Source organism: Stenotrophomonas sp. GD03794 (genome assembly GCF_029842145.1).
Taxonomy (GTDB): Bacteria; Pseudomonadota; Gammaproteobacteria; order Xanthomonadales; family Xanthomonadaceae; genus Stenotrophomonas; species Stenotrophomonas riyadhensis.
Genome location: NZ_JAOCFV010000049.1, coordinates 1 through 14588, shown reverse-complemented (window position 1 = coordinate 14588; position 14588 = coordinate 1). Strand labels below are relative to the sequence as shown.

The 14588-nt window shown below is 67.6% G+C and carries 9 protein-coding genes, 1 pseudogene and 1 riboswitch; of the genes and pseudogenes, 3 read left to right on the top strand and 7 right to left on the bottom strand.

Features of this window, described 5'->3' with window-relative positions; all coding sequences use genetic code 11:
• Positions 1-47 precede the first annotated feature (47 nt).
• A riboswitch (TPP riboswitch) is annotated at positions 48-143 on the bottom strand.
• Positions 144-252: 109 nt separating this feature from the next.
• The 3 genes and pseudogenes from N5D91_RS19585 to N5D91_RS19575 form a co-directional block, all read right to left on the bottom strand.
• A complete protein-coding gene (locus tag N5D91_RS19585; RefSeq protein ID WP_164162365.1) occupies positions 253-1377 on the bottom strand; it encodes a phosphotransferase in 1125 nt (374 codons plus the stop codon).
• Between the two features lie 127 nt (positions 1378-1504).
• Positions 1505-1913, bottom strand: a pseudogene (locus tag N5D91_RS19580) (glycine zipper 2TM domain-containing protein).
• A gap of 189 nt (positions 1914-2102) precedes the next feature.
• Complete coding sequence (locus tag N5D91_RS19575; RefSeq protein ID WP_110710719.1) at positions 2103-2741, bottom strand: response regulator transcription factor; 639 nt, start codon at positions 2739-2741, stop codon at positions 2103-2105.
• Positions 2742-2816: 75 nt separating this feature from the next.
• On the opposite strand from N5D91_RS19575, the gene N5D91_RS19570 reads away from it, so the two are divergent.
• The gene (locus N5D91_RS19570; RefSeq protein ID WP_180854568.1) at positions 2817-6416 is read left to right on the top strand and encodes a transporter substrate-binding domain-containing protein; all 3600 of its coding nucleotides are present in this window, start codon (positions 2817-2819) and stop codon (positions 6414-6416) included.
• Here N5D91_RS19570 and N5D91_RS19565 read toward each other — a convergent pair.
• The gene (locus tag N5D91_RS19565) at positions 6410-6811 is read right to left on the bottom strand and encodes a c-type cytochrome (protein ID WP_110710720.1); all 402 of its coding nucleotides are present in this window, start codon (positions 6809-6811) and stop codon (positions 6410-6412) included. The genes N5D91_RS19570 and N5D91_RS19565 overlap by 7 nt on opposite strands.
• Positions 6812-6876: 65 nt before the next feature.
• Positions 6877-8553, bottom strand: coding sequence for an electron transfer flavoprotein-ubiquinone oxidoreductase (locus tag N5D91_RS19560; protein WP_180854567.1), 1677 nt, complete (start codon positions 8551-8553; stop codon positions 6877-6879).
• A gap of 258 nt (positions 8554-8811) precedes the next feature.
• On the opposite strand from N5D91_RS19560, the gene N5D91_RS19555 reads away from it, so the two are divergent.
• A complete protein-coding gene (locus N5D91_RS19555; RefSeq protein ID WP_071228793.1) occupies positions 8812-9975 on the top strand; it encodes an acyl-CoA dehydrogenase family protein in 1164 nt (387 codons plus the stop codon).
• A 334-nt stretch (positions 9976-10309) separates the two neighbouring features.
• On the opposite strand, the gene N5D91_RS19550 is transcribed toward N5D91_RS19555, so the two are convergent.
• Both N5D91_RS19550 and N5D91_RS19545 read right to left on the bottom strand, forming a co-directional pair.
• On the bottom strand, positions 10310-10789 hold the full coding sequence (locus N5D91_RS19550; RefSeq protein ID WP_005407625.1) for a tRNA (cytidine(34)-2'-O)-methyltransferase: 480 nt from the start codon (positions 10787-10789) through the stop codon (positions 10310-10312).
• Between the two features lie 69 nt (positions 10790-10858).
• Positions 10859-11335, bottom strand: coding sequence for a hypothetical protein (locus tag N5D91_RS19545; RefSeq protein WP_153856717.1), 477 nt, complete (start codon positions 11333-11335; stop codon positions 10859-10861).
• A gap of 416 nt (positions 11336-11751) precedes the next feature.
• Between N5D91_RS19545 and N5D91_RS19540 the strand changes: the two genes are divergently transcribed.
• The coding region (locus tag N5D91_RS19540) for a pitrilysin family protein (RefSeq protein WP_279908741.1) at positions 11752-14588 on the top strand (2837 nt) is incomplete at its 3' end.

Below are 14588 nucleotides of genomic sequence, written 5' to 3'. Positions count from 1 at the left end.
GGAGACGAAGCGACGGCGCGCAGGTGCACCGGCCCATGACGGGGGTGTGGCTGCGGCTCAAAGCTCCCTACGCCGGTGCAAACCGGATCAGGTTCCAAGGGACTCTCTCAGCCTGGCAGATCCAGGCACCCCCGCTTCAGGTGACCATTTCACTACAAATGGTACGGATTTGCGAGCCGGTGTCCTTCAGGCTGCGGGGCCAGATCCCTTTCCGCAGGAAAGGGATCTGGCCCCAACGGTGCGCCAACCGGGTCACGCCGCCGCGTGCAGGGCCTGCAGTAGCGTCTGCCCCGGCGCGGTACGGAACCATGCCGGATGGCCCAGCATGAAGGGCTGCCAGGCCACGTCGGCATTCGCGGTCGAGCCGGTGATGCCTTCGAAGTACTCCACTTCGGACAGTGCGAAGTCGAAATGGACCATCGGCAGCAGGTCGGCCAGCAGGTGCACGCGTGCCGCCGACAGCGGCATCACCTGGCGGTAGCCGTCGAGCAGGGCCAGCGCGATATCGATGCGCACCGCCTCCATGCCGCGCTCCAGTTCCAGCCACGCCACCGCGTTGCGCTCGATCGCCGTGGCGAGGTCGAACAGTGCGCTGGTGGGTGAAGCCAGCCCGAAATCCAGCACGGTGCTGACCTGCCCCTCGCGCCACAGCAGGTTGGAGACATGCCAATCGTTGTGCGCCCACAGGCGCGGTTCGTCGCGCAGGCGCGTGGCCAGGCCGGCATGCCACGGCAGCACGTCGCGCTGCAGCTGCGCTTCCCACGGAATGCGCGCGAGATAGCGGGCCAGGCCGGGGCGCTCGTGCAGCCCCGCTTTGATGGCCGCGATCGGATCATCGGCGCGGATCAGATCGTCGCGCGCGACCAGCAGGTGGGTGCTGCGCTGTGGCGCGTGGTAACTGGCCGCGGCACGGTGCAGCTGGGCCAGCATGCGGCCGGCTTCGCGGGCCTGTGCGGCATCGGTCAGCAGCGACCACGACACGGCGTCGCGGTACAGGTCCTCGCCGACGCCGACCGCATGCAGCTCGAAGGTCCATTCGCCGTGTTCGAGCGCCGTGTGGCCATCGGTGGCCGCCAGCACCTGCACCACCGGTACGCCGGCGGCGGCGAGATGGGCGATGAAGTGGTGTTCTTCTTCCAGGCAGGCCGCGCTGCGCACGCTGTGGTGGTGGCGCTTGATGAACACCGGCGCGCAAGCGCCATTGACGATGGCGGCGGCCGAGAGTGGCCGGGGGCTGTGCCAATGCGGGGGGCTGTCCGCATCCAGTTGCGGGAAGCGCTGGCGCAGCCACGCGAGGTCTGCGGCGCTGATCGGCGGCCAGTCGGCGGCGACCTCATCGTTGTTGAGGCCCTGCACGCGGTGGGAGGAAGAAGTCATGCCACAGCCCGAGAGGGAAAGTCACATCCAAGGCTGCGCATTCAACGCCATGCGCGTGGTCAACGCAAACGGGCGGGTCATCGACCCGCCCGTCCCTGCATCGGCGCCGGCGTTGCCGATGCGCTGTTTACCAGCCGCGATGGCGGCCGCGGTCGTGGTAGTAGCGGTTGTCGTAGTAGCGCTCACGCTGCCAGCGACGGTCGTCACCGCGGTCGTAGTAGCCGCTGCGGTAGTAGCCACGGTCGTAACGGCGGTCGTAGCGATTGTCGTAGTAGCGGTTGTCGTAATAGCGACGGTCGCGGCGGTCGGAGGTGGTCAGGTTGCCGATCGCACCGCCGGCCACGGCACCGCCGACGGTTGCGGCGGGATCACCGTTGGAGAGCAGGTTGCCGGCTACGCCACCAACCACGGCGCCGACCAGGGTGCGCTTGTCCTTGCCTCGACATCGCGCTGGCATCGCTGACCACGGCGACACCGGCAACCAGTGCCAGGGCCATCGCCAGACCACGGAAGCTGAGTGTGGAAGTACTGAGCATGTTCGTTCTCCTGTGAGGTGCATGCCACGCTGGGCAGGGAGGGCGTGGGGCGCCCCGGCTGCCGTGGTGTCCACGCTGGCGTCCCAACATTGCCGGAACATTGCCTGGCCCACCGTGCGGCTTGCGCATTCATCTAGCGGCAGGCGGCATGAAGCAAGGCTGAAAGTTCAACCGTCCGATGTGCGGGGTTCAGATTCTGCCGTCACGCAGGTAGTCGAACAGTTCGGCGTCGCCTTTCAGGCCCAGTTTGAGCATGGCGTCACCCTTCTGCCGGCTGATGGTGCTGACGCTCTTGTGCAGTTGCAGCGAGATTTCCTTCACGGTCATGCCGGTGCCAAGCAACCGCAGCACCTCCACCTCGCGCGGCGACAAGGGCTTGCCGTCACCTTCGCGCATGCGCCAGCTGCCGGCGGCCTCCACGCGCTCACGCAGGCTGCGGCTGATATAGGGCTGGCCGCGATAGACCGCCTGGATGGCCTGCGGCAGCTCGTCCATCGATGAGCTCTTGTCGACCAGGCCGAGCACCCCGCTGTCGAGCACCATGCGCAGGATGGCCAGGTTGTTGGAGACGCTGAGCATCAATACAGGCAAATCGGGATGGCGGCGGCGGATCATGCCGATCATGGCGAAGCCGTCGGCCTGGGGGCTGCCAGGCATCGAGTAGTCGGTGACCAGCAGGTCGCAGGGCTGGCTGCCAAGCAGGCCCATCAGCGCCTGCGCACTGTCGGCTTCGCCGACCACGCGGCCGACCCCGCTCGATTCGATGACGGCGCGGGTACCGATACGGACCACCGGGTGGTCGTCTGCGATGATGATGCGCAAGCTCATGCTCTAGTATGGCCACCGGGCTGGCCGGGCCGCGACCATCGCGGTCCCTGGCAGGATTCTAGGAGATCGATGCCGATGCGTAGCTGGGCTGTTCGCGGGCTGGTCCTGCTGCTGGCCGTACTGGCGCTGCCGGCAGCGTTGGCGCAGGCCGTTCCAGGCCTGCTGCCGCTCAGTCCCCTGCAGCGCGAGTACCTGGCCACCCATCCGAGCATCGTCGTGGGGCAGTATGACAGCGGCTGGCCGCCGTTCGAGTCCCTCCATGATGGCCAGCAGGTGGGTCTGGGTCCGGATTATCTGTCGCTTCTTGCCCGTCAGTTGGGCGTGAAGGTCGAGGCCCGTCGCTTTCCCGATTGGACCGCCGTGCTGGATGCGGCATGTCGTGGCGAGATCGATGTGGTGATGAATGTCGGTCTGAGTGCCGACCGTACCCGTTGCATGGTCTACACCGCCGCCTACGGCGAGGCGCCGCTGGCGCTGGTGGGCCGCCCCGACGACCTGCGTGCTTCCGACAATCCCGATCTGGATGGCCTGCGGGTGGTGATCGAGCGGGACTTCCTGACCGGCCCGCAGGTGCGGGCGCGTTTCCCGCAGGCCCGGCAGCTTGTCGCAAACAGCTCGTTGGCGGCGCTCGAGATGGTCAGAGACGACAAAGCTGACGTCTACATCGGCAATGCCTATGTCGCCACCGAGCTGATCGCCATCCACCGCCTGCGGGGCGTGGTGCTGCTGCGGCCGAGTGATCTGCCCCCCGAACGCCTGCACTTCGGCATACCCAACAGCAAGCAGCCGCTGGCCGAAGCGTTGGATCTGGCGCTGGCTGCAACCAGCCAGGCCCAGCGCGATGCCCTGGCGAAGCGCTGGCTGCCGCCACCGCAGTGGTCGGCATCGGCCCGGATGGCGTTGAGCCAGGCCGAAAAACGGGTTCTGGAGCAGCCGTTGAGGATCGGTTTCGCACCGAACGCAGCGCCGCTGTCGTTCACCGACAAGGAAGGCAAGCCCAGCGGCCTGGCCAGTGAGTACCTGCGGCGGCTGATGCAGGCCGGCGCCAACCTGCAGCCGGAAAGCAGCCACGACTGGTATGAGGTGCGTGAGAAGGCCCGCCGTGGCGAGCTGCAGGCGGTGATGGGCATTCCCGCCGATTCGCGCTATCTGGGGCCGGACTGGGTGTTCAGCCAGCCCTTCATCAGTGTGCCGAACGTGATCGTCAGCCGCGTCGACAGCCCTGCACTGCTGGGCCTGTCGGACCTGCAGGGCAAGCGTGTGCTGCTGTCCGATCCCGAGCGCGTGCGGGGTTACGTACTGCAGCAGGCACCGCAGGCCCGGATCATGGCGGCACGCAGTGCGGAGCAGGCGATGCAGCGGCTGCTTGATGGCGACGCCGATGCCTACGTGGGCAATCTGGCGCTGGTCGACCACCTGCTGCGCACCCGTTTCCCCGGCCGCCTGCAGGTCGCAGCGCCGGCAGGCTTCAACGATCAGCTGGTGCTGGCCGTGGAGCGCCGGCATGCCGCGCTGGCGACCACCTTCGACCGCCTGCTGCTGCAGATCACGCCGCGCAAGCATGAGGCGCTGCGGGGTGATTGGCTGGCGGTGGAGTATCGCCATGGCGTTGACTGGAAAAGCGTGCTGCGCTGGGGCCTGCCACTGCTGCTGGTACTGCTGACCGCGCTGTTGGTGCACAGCATCGGCTACTGGCGCCTGCGCCGCGAAGTGGCTGGGCGGCGTCATCTGGAACAGCGGCTGGCCGAGGTTACCGACAACCTGCCTGCGGTGGTCTATCAGGCACGCCGCGACGCCAATGGCATGCTCAGCTTCCCGTTCATCGCCGGCGATCTGCAGGCGTTGTTCGGCATCAGCCGGCAGCAGGCCGAGCAGGACGCCAGGACACTGCTGGAACGCATTGAAGAAGACGATCGCGCACACATTCTGCAGGCCGTCGAACAGGCCGCGCGCCAGTTCGCGCCGCTGATCCTCGAGTTCCGCCTGCGCGCCGAGGGCGAAGGCGCGCGCTGGGTGCGCAGCGAGGCCCATCCGTATGCCACGGAAGCCGGCGCGGTGACCTGGAGTGGCTACTGGGTGGATGTCAGCGAAGCACGTGCACAGGCCGACGCTCTGGTTACGGCCAAGGCCGAGGCCGAGCAGGCGGCGGAAGCGAAGTCGCGCTTCCTGGCGACCATGAGCCATGAAATCCGCACGCCGATGAGTGGCGTGCTGGGCATGCTGGAAGTACTGGCGCATTCGCCGCTGGACGCCGAACAGCAGCGCATCCTGGGGGTGATCGAAGACTCGGCGCAGATGCTGCGGCAGATCCTGGACGACATCCTCGACTACTCACGGCTGGAGGCTGGCGCACTGCGCCTGGAGCCGGTGCCGCAGCCGCTGCGGCCGTTGCTGGAAAGTGTGTGCCGCCTGCTCTCCGCGCAGGCCAGTGCACGTGGGTTGGCGCTGCACGTGCAGATCGATCCGCAGTTGGCGCCGGCCCACGAAGTGGATGGCGTGCGCCTGCGCCAGATCGTGTTCAACCTGCTCAGCAACGCCATCAAGTTCACCGCGCAGGGCGAGGTTCGCCTGCAGCTGGACGTGGTGGGGCCGACCAGCGAGGAAGGGGGGCAGCCACTGTGCCTGAGCGTCACCGATACCGGCATCGGCATCGCACCGGAACAGCTGCAGCACCTGTTCGCGCCGTTCACCCAGGCCGGCGCCTACATCCAGCGTGACCACGGCGGCACCGGGCTGGGCCTGAGCATCTGCCAGCGCCTCGTGCAGATGATGGACGGCGAGCTGGCGTTGCACAGCACGCTGGGCGAGGGCACCCGCGCCGAGGTGCGGCTGTCGCTGGTGGAGGCCGGCAGCGGCGATGTCGAGGCGCTGGTGGCCGAGCAGGATCAGGCGGCGCTGCTGCCCGCGCCGCTGCGCGAGGCACGGGTGCTGGTGATCGAGGACCACCCGACCAACCAGGCCATGATGGCCTGGCGCTTGCAGCAGCTGGGCGTGCCGCATGTGATGGTCGGCGATGGCCAGCAGGGACTGGATCGTCTGGCATTGGAACATTTCGACCTGGTGATCACCGACTGCCGGATGCCGGTGCTGGATGGCTTCGGCTTCACCCGCCTGCTGCGCGAACGCGAAGGCCGCAATGGCCAGCCCCGGCTGACCGTGCTGGCGCTGACCGCCAGCGTGCTGGATGACGATGCACGTCGTTGCCGCGAGGCGGGCATGGACGAGGTGCTGGCCAAACCGTTGTCGCTGGCCACGCTGCGCGCCGCGCTGCTGCGCTGGTTGCCGCAGGCGCAGGGCCAGTCATTCGAGGCGCCGGTGGTCGAGGCGGCAGGCGACGATGGCGATGCGCTGCCCGATCTGGCGACGCTGCAGCAGCGCTTCGGCTCGCGCGCAGTGGCCGAGCAGCTGAGCGAGAGTCTGCTGCGCGCCAGTGAAGGTGATCTGGCGGCCGTGCAGCGTGCGCTGCAGGCCGGTGACCGCACGTCTGCCGCGCTGCACCTGCATCGTCAGGCCGGCGGGCTGGGCGCGGTGGGGGCAACGGGACTGGCCGGGCAGGCCAACGCACTGGTCGAGCGCCTGCAGGATGCGGCGGAAACCGATGTGGCGCCGTTGTTCACAGCAGTGGCGGAATTCGTGGCGCGGCTGCAGCAACAGCTGCAGCGCCTGGCTCACTGAGCCGACTGCTGCTGCAGGTAGGCGATCACCAGCGCGCGGCGTTCGGCGCTGGGGAAGGCGTTGTACATGCGCGTGCCGGGCACCAGGTGGGTTGGCGACTGCAGGAAGGTATCCAGGGTCTGCGCGGTCCAGGTGATATCGGCGCGGCGCATGCCGTCGGAATAGCCATAGTCCGGCAGGCTGCCAGCGCGGCGGCCGATCACGCCGTGCAGATTGGGTCCGAAGCGGTGGATGCCACCAGGTTGCACGGTGTGGCAGCCGGCACACAGTTCGAATGCGCGTTGCATGGCCTGCTGCTGCGCCTGTTGCGGCGTGGTTGGCGCCGCAGGCGGGCGCTGGCAGGCCGTGGCAGCCAGCGCCACGGCAACGGTGATGAGCAGGCGGAAAGCACGCATGGGCGGGCAGGATAGCGGTGCAGCGGAGCGGCCGGGCTGCGACACGCGGTCGCAGCCCGGAGCGATCACATGCCTGAGTAGTTCGGGCCGCCGCCGCCCTGCGGGGTCACCCAGACGATGTTCTGGGTCGGGTCCTTGATGTCGCAGGTCTTGCAGTGCACGCAGTTCTGCGCGTTGATCTGCAGGCGCGCGTTGTCGGCTTCGCCGACGAACTCGTACACGCCGGCCGGGCAGTAGCGGGCTTCCGGGCCTGCGTACTCGGCCAGGTTCACCTTCACCGGAATGCTGGGGTCCTTCAGCGTCAGGTGGCTGGGCTGGTTCTCGTCGTGGTTGGTGCTGCTGAGGAACACCGAGCTGAGACGGTCGAAGGTCAGCACGCCATCCGGCTTCGGGTAGGCGATGCGGGTGTGCTTGGCCGCCGGTTCCAGGCAGGCATGGTCCGGCATCGTGCGGTGCAGGGTCCACGGCGGGTTGCGCACGCCCAGCTTCGGCAGCAGCCACTGCTCCACGCCGGTCATCAGCGTGGCCACGGTCTGGCCCTTCTTGAACCACTGCTTGAAGTTCTTGGCCTGCTGCAGCTCGGTGAACAGCCAGCTGGCTTCGAAGGCCTTCGGATAGGCGCTCAGTTCGTCGTGCTGGCGGTCGGCAGCCAGTGCATCGAACGCGGCGTCGGCGCACAGCATGCCGGTCTTGATCGCGGCATGGCTGCCCTTGATGCGGCTGGCGTTGAGGTAGCCGGCCTCGCAGCCGACCAGCGCGCCACCGGGGAACACGGTCTTGGGCAGCGACAGCAGGCCGCCGGCGGTGATCGCACGCGCGCCGTAGCCGATGCGGGTGCCGCCTTCCAGGTGCTTGCGGATGGACGGGTGGGTCTTGAAGCGCTGGAACTCTTCGAACGGGCTCAGCCACGGGTTCCTGTAGTCCAGGCCGACCACGTAGCCGATGGCGACCTTGCCGCCGTCGGCGTGGTACAGGAACGCGCCGCCATAGGTATCGCTGTCCAGCGGCCAACCGGCGGCGTGCACCACCAGGCCCGGCTCATGCCTGGCCGGGTCGATCTGCCACAGGTCCTTGATGCCGATGCCGTAGGCCTGCGGGTCCTTGCCTTCGTCCAGCTTGTAGCGCGCGATCAGCTGGCGGCCGAGGTGGCCGCGAGCGCCTTCGGCGAAGATCGTGTACTTGGCCTGCAGCGCCATGCCGCGTTCGAACGCCGGGCCGATGCTGCCGTCCTTCTCGATGCCCATGTCGCCGGTGGCCACGCCGATCACTTCCCCGTTGTCGCCGTACAGCACCTCGGCTGCGGCGAAGCCGGGGAAGATCGCTACTTCCAGCGCTTCGGCCTGCTGCGCCAGCCAGCGGGTCACTTCACCCAGGCTGATGATGTAGTTGCCTTCGTTATGGAAGCACTCCGGCAGCAGCGCATTGGGCGTGCTGCGTGCGCCGGTTTCGCTGAGGAACAGGAATTCGTCGCGGGTGACCTTCTGCTTCAGCGGTGCGCCGCGCTCGGCCCAGTCCGGGAACAGCTCGTTCAGCGCGCGTGGATCCATCACCGCGCCGGACAGCACGTGCGCGCCCGGCTCGGAGCCCTTTTCCAGCACGCACACCGACAGTTCACGGCCGGCTTCGATCGCACGCTGGCGCAGGCGGATCGCGGTGGCCAGGCCGGCGGGGCCGGCGCCGACGATCACCACGTCGAACTCCATTACTTCACGCGGGGGCAGGGCGTTGGCTTCAGCGCTCATCGATTGCATGACTCGTGGGTAGTGCCGGCATCGGGGCCACCGGCGGTTGCCTGGGAATCGCGCGTGCAGCCACGAGCGAAACGGTTGTTTGAATGTGTCAGGGTACCGGGCCGCGCGTGATCGAGCTAGATCGACGATGTTCACACCCGGATTGCTGCAACGCAGCGTAGGGCCGCCGCTCTGGTGGGTGCCGACCTTGGTCGGCACGCTCTGCCCGGATGACCGACAATGGCCGGGTCCTGACTGCGCGTGAGTGCCATGGCTTTGCATCCGTACGATCTGTTCGATGTCCGTTCCCTGCTCAACGAGGAAGAGCGCGCGGTGCAGGAGAGCGTCGCCCGCTTCACCAACGAGCGCGTGCTGCCGATCATCGGCGATGCCTTCGACCAGGCCCGCTTCCCTTCAGAGCTGGTGCCGGAGATCGCCGCGCTGGGCCTGCTGGGCGCCACCCTGCCGGCCGAATACGGCGGCGGCGATCTGGGCGCGGTCAGCTATGGCCTGATCTGCCAGGAGCTGGAGCGCGGCGATTCAGGCCTGCGCAGCTTCGTCTCGGTGCAGAGCTCGCTGTGCATGTACCCGATCTATGCCTACGGCAGCGAGGAGCAACGCCAGCAGTGGTTGCCGGCGATGGCGCGCGGTGAGCTGATCGGCTGCTTCGGCCTGACCGAGGCACACGGCGGTTCCGATCCGGCCAGCATGAAGACCCGCGCGGTGCGTGACGGCAGCGACTGGCGCATCAGCGGCAGCAAGATGTGGATCACCAGCGGCCCGGTGGCCGACCTGGCCATCGTCTGGGCGCAGACCGAGGACGGCATCCAGGGCTTCGTGCTGGAAAAGGGCATGGCCGGCTTCACCACGCAGGAGATCAAGCACAAGATGAGCCTGCGCGCGTCGCTGACCGGCGCGTTGTTCTTCGACGACGTGCGCGTGCCCGACAGCCACCGCCTGCCGAACGTGAAGGGCCTCAAGGGCCCGCTGGGTTGCCTGACACAGGCCCGCTACGGCATCAGCTGGGGCCCGATCGGCGCTGCCATTGCCTGCCTGGATGAAGCGCTGGGCTATGCCAAGGAACGCGTGCTGTTCGGTCGCCCGCTGGCCGCCACGCAGAGCGCGCAGATCAAGCTGGCCGAAATGGCCCGCCGCATCACCACCGCGCAGCTGCTGGCGCTGCAGTTGGGCCGCCTGAAGGAGGCCGGCCAGCTGCAGCCGCAGCAGGTCAGCCTGGCCAAGTGGAACAACTGCCGCATGGCCATCGACATCGCCCGCGAGTGTCGCGATCTGCTGGGTGGTGCCGGTATCACCACCGAGCACGTGGCGATCCGGCATGCGTTGAACCTGGAATCGGTGATCACCTATGAAGGCACCGAGACCGTGCACCAGCTGGTGATCGGCCGCGAACTGACGGGGATCAACGCGTTCTAGGCGGCGCGGGGAACACCATCCACGCATGGCGTGGATCGACTGCACATGGCACCTGCCACGGCCACCTGGGATGTGCTTTGGTAGGTGCCAACCTTGGTTGGCACATTCCTTCAGCGCGCGACCGGGCATCGGTGCGGACCAAGGTCCGCACCCACCAGAAGCGATCCACAGCCATCAGAGGTTCTCGGCGGCTGCCTGGACCTGCCTTTGGTAGGTGCCAACCTTGGTTGGCACATTCCTTCAGCGCGCGACCAGGCATCGGTGCGGACCAAGGTCCGCACCCACCAGAAGCGGTCCGCGCCCACCAGAGCGGTCCACACCCACCTGAGGCGGTTTACGCCCCGCCGGCAAACCCATGCTGGCGCCAGGCTTCGTACATCACCACGGCCACGGTGTTGGAAAGATTGAGGCTGCGGTTGTCCGGCCGCATCGGCAGTCGCAGGCGGCGGCCATCGGGCAAGGCATCGAGCACGTCCTGCGGCAGGCCGCGGCTTTCCGGGCCGAACAGGAAGGCATCACCGTCTTCGAACGCCACGCTGTCATAGCGGACGCTGGCACGCGTACTGAGGGCGAACAGGCGCTTTGGTGCGATCCGCGCCAGCGCGGTGTCCAGGTCGGGGTGCACCTGCAGGCGCGAGTACTCGTGGTAGTCCAGGCCGGCGCGCTTGAGCTGCTTGTCTTCCAGTGCGAAGCCGAGCGGCTCGACCAGGTGCAGCTGCGCGCCGGTGTTGGCGCAGAGCCGGATCACATTGCCCGTGTTGGGCGGGATTTCCGGTTGGAACAGGATCACGTGGAACTGGGGCGCGGCATTCATCGGCGCAGTGTACCTGCGACGACCGCCGCCTTTACGGCGCACGCCCTGCACGGGGCAGGGCGGCACCGGTTACGGGCGCAGCAGGACCTGGGCGGTTTCGGTGGCCAGGGCCTGCAGGTCGGCGGCGCTCGGGCGCACCTGCAGGGCCGGCAGGTTGACGATGACCGAGTTGGCGACGTTGGTGGCAGCGGCAGCCAGGGTGGCGGCGTAGCGCTGCGCTTCCAGCTCGGCGGCCAGGGCGACGCGCTGTTCCAGGCTCGGGCGCACTTCCACCGAGGCCAGGGTGGTGATCGGCATCGCGGCGGCGACCGGGGCGGCGACGTAGCCGTAGCGCTCGGCCAGCTGGTCGGCGCTCGGGCGCACTTCCACGGTGGCCAGGGTCGGGATGCCGCTGGCCTGTTCCCAGGCCTGCTGGGCCAGCTGGTCGGCGGCCGGGCGGACCTGCACGGTGGACAGGGTCTTGATGGATTCGGAGGCCTGCACCGACGAAACAACCGCGGTGCCGGCGATCAGGGCGATGGCGATGGCAATGGTCTTGGCGTTCATGACGGGGCCTGTTTAGTGTTGGTGATCAGTGGTGTTGTAGTAAGGTAGTACACCGATTCTGGGCTTGCAAGGAAAATTTTCGGTTTCCTGCATTTGTTCAGTCTTCAGTCAGCTTTCGTCTGAAGCCCTTCTTGGCGCAGGAAGTACCAAGCAATCCCCGTGCCAACTTTTAGTTGTTGATTTGCAAGGGTTTTTGTTTGGCCGAGAAGTGTCCGGTGGGCGGACACCTGTCCATTCGATGTGCCGCGGACACTGTCCGGACGATGGCTGCCGGTGCATGTGACCGCCCAGGACACGGCGGCGCGCGACCGCGGATGGTGCACAGGGGCAAACACCCCCAGTGACTGCCGACCGATTCCTGCCGCTGCGTGCGCAGGCTAGGATCGGGGTTCACCTATGTGACCAAGGATCCGGATATGTCTCTCGCCCTTCGCCCGCGCGCTGCACTGCTGGCCGTCGCCCTCAGCACCGCCCTGGGCTCGCTTGCGCCCACTCCTGTGTTGGCCGCCAAGCCGGCGGCACCGGCCAAGGTCGATATCCCGTATGAGCAGTTCACCCTGCCCAACGGCCTGCGCGTGATCGTGCACACCGATCGCAAGGCACCGATCGTCGCGGTCAACGTCTGGTACCACGTGGGCAGCAAGGATGAACCGGCCGGCCGCACCGGCTTCGCGCACCTGTTCGAGCATTTGATGTTCCAGAGCAGCGAAAACCACGACGGCGAGTACTTCGAGCCGTTCAAGCAGGTCGGCGCCACCGGCCAGAACGGCACCACCAACACCGACCGCACCAACTACTTCGAGAACGTGCCGACCACCGCGCTGGACATGGCGCTGTGGATGGAGTCGGACCGCATGGGCCATCTGGTGGGTGCGATCGACCAGGCCGCGCTGGACGAGCAGCGCGGCGTGGTGCAGAACGAGAAGCGCCAGGGCGAGAACCAGCCCTACGGCCAGGCCTGGGACCAGATCAACAAGGCGCTGTATCCGGTCGGCCACCCGTACCACCACGGCGTGATCGGCTCGATGAACGATCTCAACGCGGCCTCGCTGGACGACGTGAAGACCTGGTTCCGCACCTGGTATGGCCCGAACAACGCGGTGCTGGTGCTGGCCGGTGACATCGATCTGGCCACCGCCAAGGAGAAGGTCGCCAAGTACTTCGGCAGCATCCCCGCTGGCCCGACCATGGCGCAGCCGGCGGTGAACGTGGCCAAGCGCAGTGCCGATACCCGCGAGACGATGACCGACAAGGTGCCGCAGGCACGCATCTACCGCGCCTGGAACGTGCCGCAGGTCGGCACCGCCGACATCGACCAGTTGCAGCTGTTCTCCGAAGTGCTGGGCGGCGCCAAGTCCTCGCGCCTGAGCCAGCGCCTGCAGCACCAGGACAAGCTGGTGGACAGCATCGGCTCGGGCCTGTCGACGTCTCAGCTGGGCTCCAACTTCGTGATCGTGGCGACCGTGAAGCAGGGCCAGGACCCGGCCAAGGTCGAGAAGATCATCGACGAGGAACTGGACCGCCTGATCAAGCAGGGCCCGACCGCGGCCGAGCTGGCGCGCGCCAAGACCGGCGCCCGCGCCGGCTTCATCCGTGGCATCGAGCGCATCGGTGGCTTCGGTGGCAAGGCCGATGCGCTGGCCGAGTGCGCGGTGTTCACCGGCGACCCGGGCTGCTTCCGCACCTCGCTGGCCAACATCGAGAAGGCCAGTGCCGCCGATCTGAGCCGCCTGGGTGCACAGTGGCTGGACAAGGGCAGCCACACCCTGGTGATCGCACCGGGTGAGCGCGTGGCGCTGAAGGAAGATCCAAGCCAGACGCCGAAGCCGTTCACCGTGCCGGCGGTGGACCCGAAGTACAGCACCCTGCCGGAGCAGGTGGACCGCAAGGCCGGCGTGCCGCAGACCCGCGAGTTCCCGCAGCTGAAGTTCCCGGCACTGCAGCGCGCCACCCTGAAGAACGGCACCCAGGTGATCCTGGCCGAACGCCATGAGATTCCGGTGGTGCAGTTCAGCTACCAGTTCCCGGGCGGCTTCAGCGCCGACCAGGGCCGCAAGCCGGGCACCGCCAACTTCACCATGAGCCTGATGACCGAAGGCGCCGGCAAGCTCGGTTCGCTGGCCTTCGCCGATGCCGCCGACGCACTGGGCGCCAGCCTGGATGCTTCGGCCGGCCTGGATTCGATGAGCGTGGACCTGTCGGCACTGAAGGAGAACCTGGCACCGTCGCTGGCGCTGTACCGCGACCTGCTGCGCGAACCGCGTTTCGAGCAGGGCGAGATCGACCGGGTCAAGGCGACCTGGATCGCCGGCATCCAGCAGGAGAAGGTGAACCCAGGCGCGGTGGCGATGCGCGTGCTGCCGCCGCTGCTGTACGGCAAGGGCCACCCGTACGCCATTCCGTTCACCGGCAGCGGCGACGAAGCGGCAATCAACGGCCTGACCCGCGAGGACCTGGTCGACTTCCACCACGACTGGCTGCGCCCGCAGAACGGCACCCTGATCGTGGTCGGTGACACCACCCTGGCCGAGATCGTGCCGCTGCTGGACAAGCAGCTGGGCGACTGGAAGGCTGCGGGCGATGCCCCGCAGGTGAAGGCCGCCACCGACGTCGCATTGCCGAAGGGCCCGCGCGTGTTCCTGATCGACCAGCCGGGCGCGGTGCAGGCCAACCTGTTCGCCGGCCAGGTGGTGCCGCCGTCCAGCGCCGCCAGTTCGACCCGCTTCGATATCGCCAACGGCGTGATCGGTGGCGACTTCACCTCGCGCCTGAACATGAACCTGCGCGAGGACAAGCACTGGTCGTACGGCGCGCGCAGCAGTGCGACCAACTCGGTGGGCCAGCGCCCGTGGATGGCCAGCGCGCCGGTGCAGATCGACAAGACCGGCCCGGCGCTGGCGGAAATGCGCAAGGAGATCGCCGCGTTCGCCGACGGCAGCAAGCCGGCCACCGCCGCCGAGGTCAACCGCATCCGCAACATCCAGACCCTGAGCCTGCCCGGTGCCTACGAGACCGCCAGCGCGGTGGCGTCGACCATCGGTTCGATCGTGCAGTTCAAGCGTCCGGATGACTACGTGCTGCGTCGCAAGGCCGAGATCGAGGCGATGACCCCGGCGCAGGTGCAGCAGGCAGCCGCCGAGATCAAGCCGCAGGCGCTGACCTGGGTGGTGGTGGGTGACCTCAAGCAGACCGAAGCGGCCGTGCGCGCGCTGAACCTGGGCGAGGTGACGGTGATCGACGCCGAAGGCAACCC

Coding starts and splice junctions, on each gene's coding strand:
- N5D91_RS19575 (WP_110710719.1), bottom strand. CDS start 2,741: ATGAGCTTGCGCATCATCATCGCAGACGACCACCCGGTGGTCCGTATC.
- N5D91_RS19570 (WP_180854568.1), top strand. CDS start 2,817: ATGCGTAGCTGGGCTGTTCGCGGGCTGGTCCTGCTGCTGGCCGTACTG.
- N5D91_RS19550 (WP_005407625.1), bottom strand. CDS start 10,789: ATGAATGCCGCGCCCCAGTTCCACGTGATCCTGTTCCAACCGGAAATC.
- N5D91_RS19560 (WP_180854567.1), bottom strand. CDS start 8,553: ATGAGCGCTGAAGCCAACGCCCTGCCCCCGCGTGAAGTAATGGAGTTC.
- N5D91_RS19545 (WP_153856717.1), bottom strand. CDS start 11,335: ATGAACGCCAAGACCATTGCCATCGCCATCGCCCTGATCGCCGGCACC.
- N5D91_RS19555 (WP_071228793.1), top strand. CDS start 8,812: ATGGCTTTGCATCCGTACGATCTGTTCGATGTCCGTTCCCTGCTCAAC.
- N5D91_RS19565 (WP_110710720.1), bottom strand. CDS start 6,811: ATGCGTGCTTTCCGCCTGCTCATCACCGTTGCCGTGGCGCTGGCTGCC.
- N5D91_RS19585 (WP_164162365.1), bottom strand. CDS start 1,377: ATGACTTCTTCCTCCCACCGCGTGCAGGGCCTCAACAACGATGAGGTC.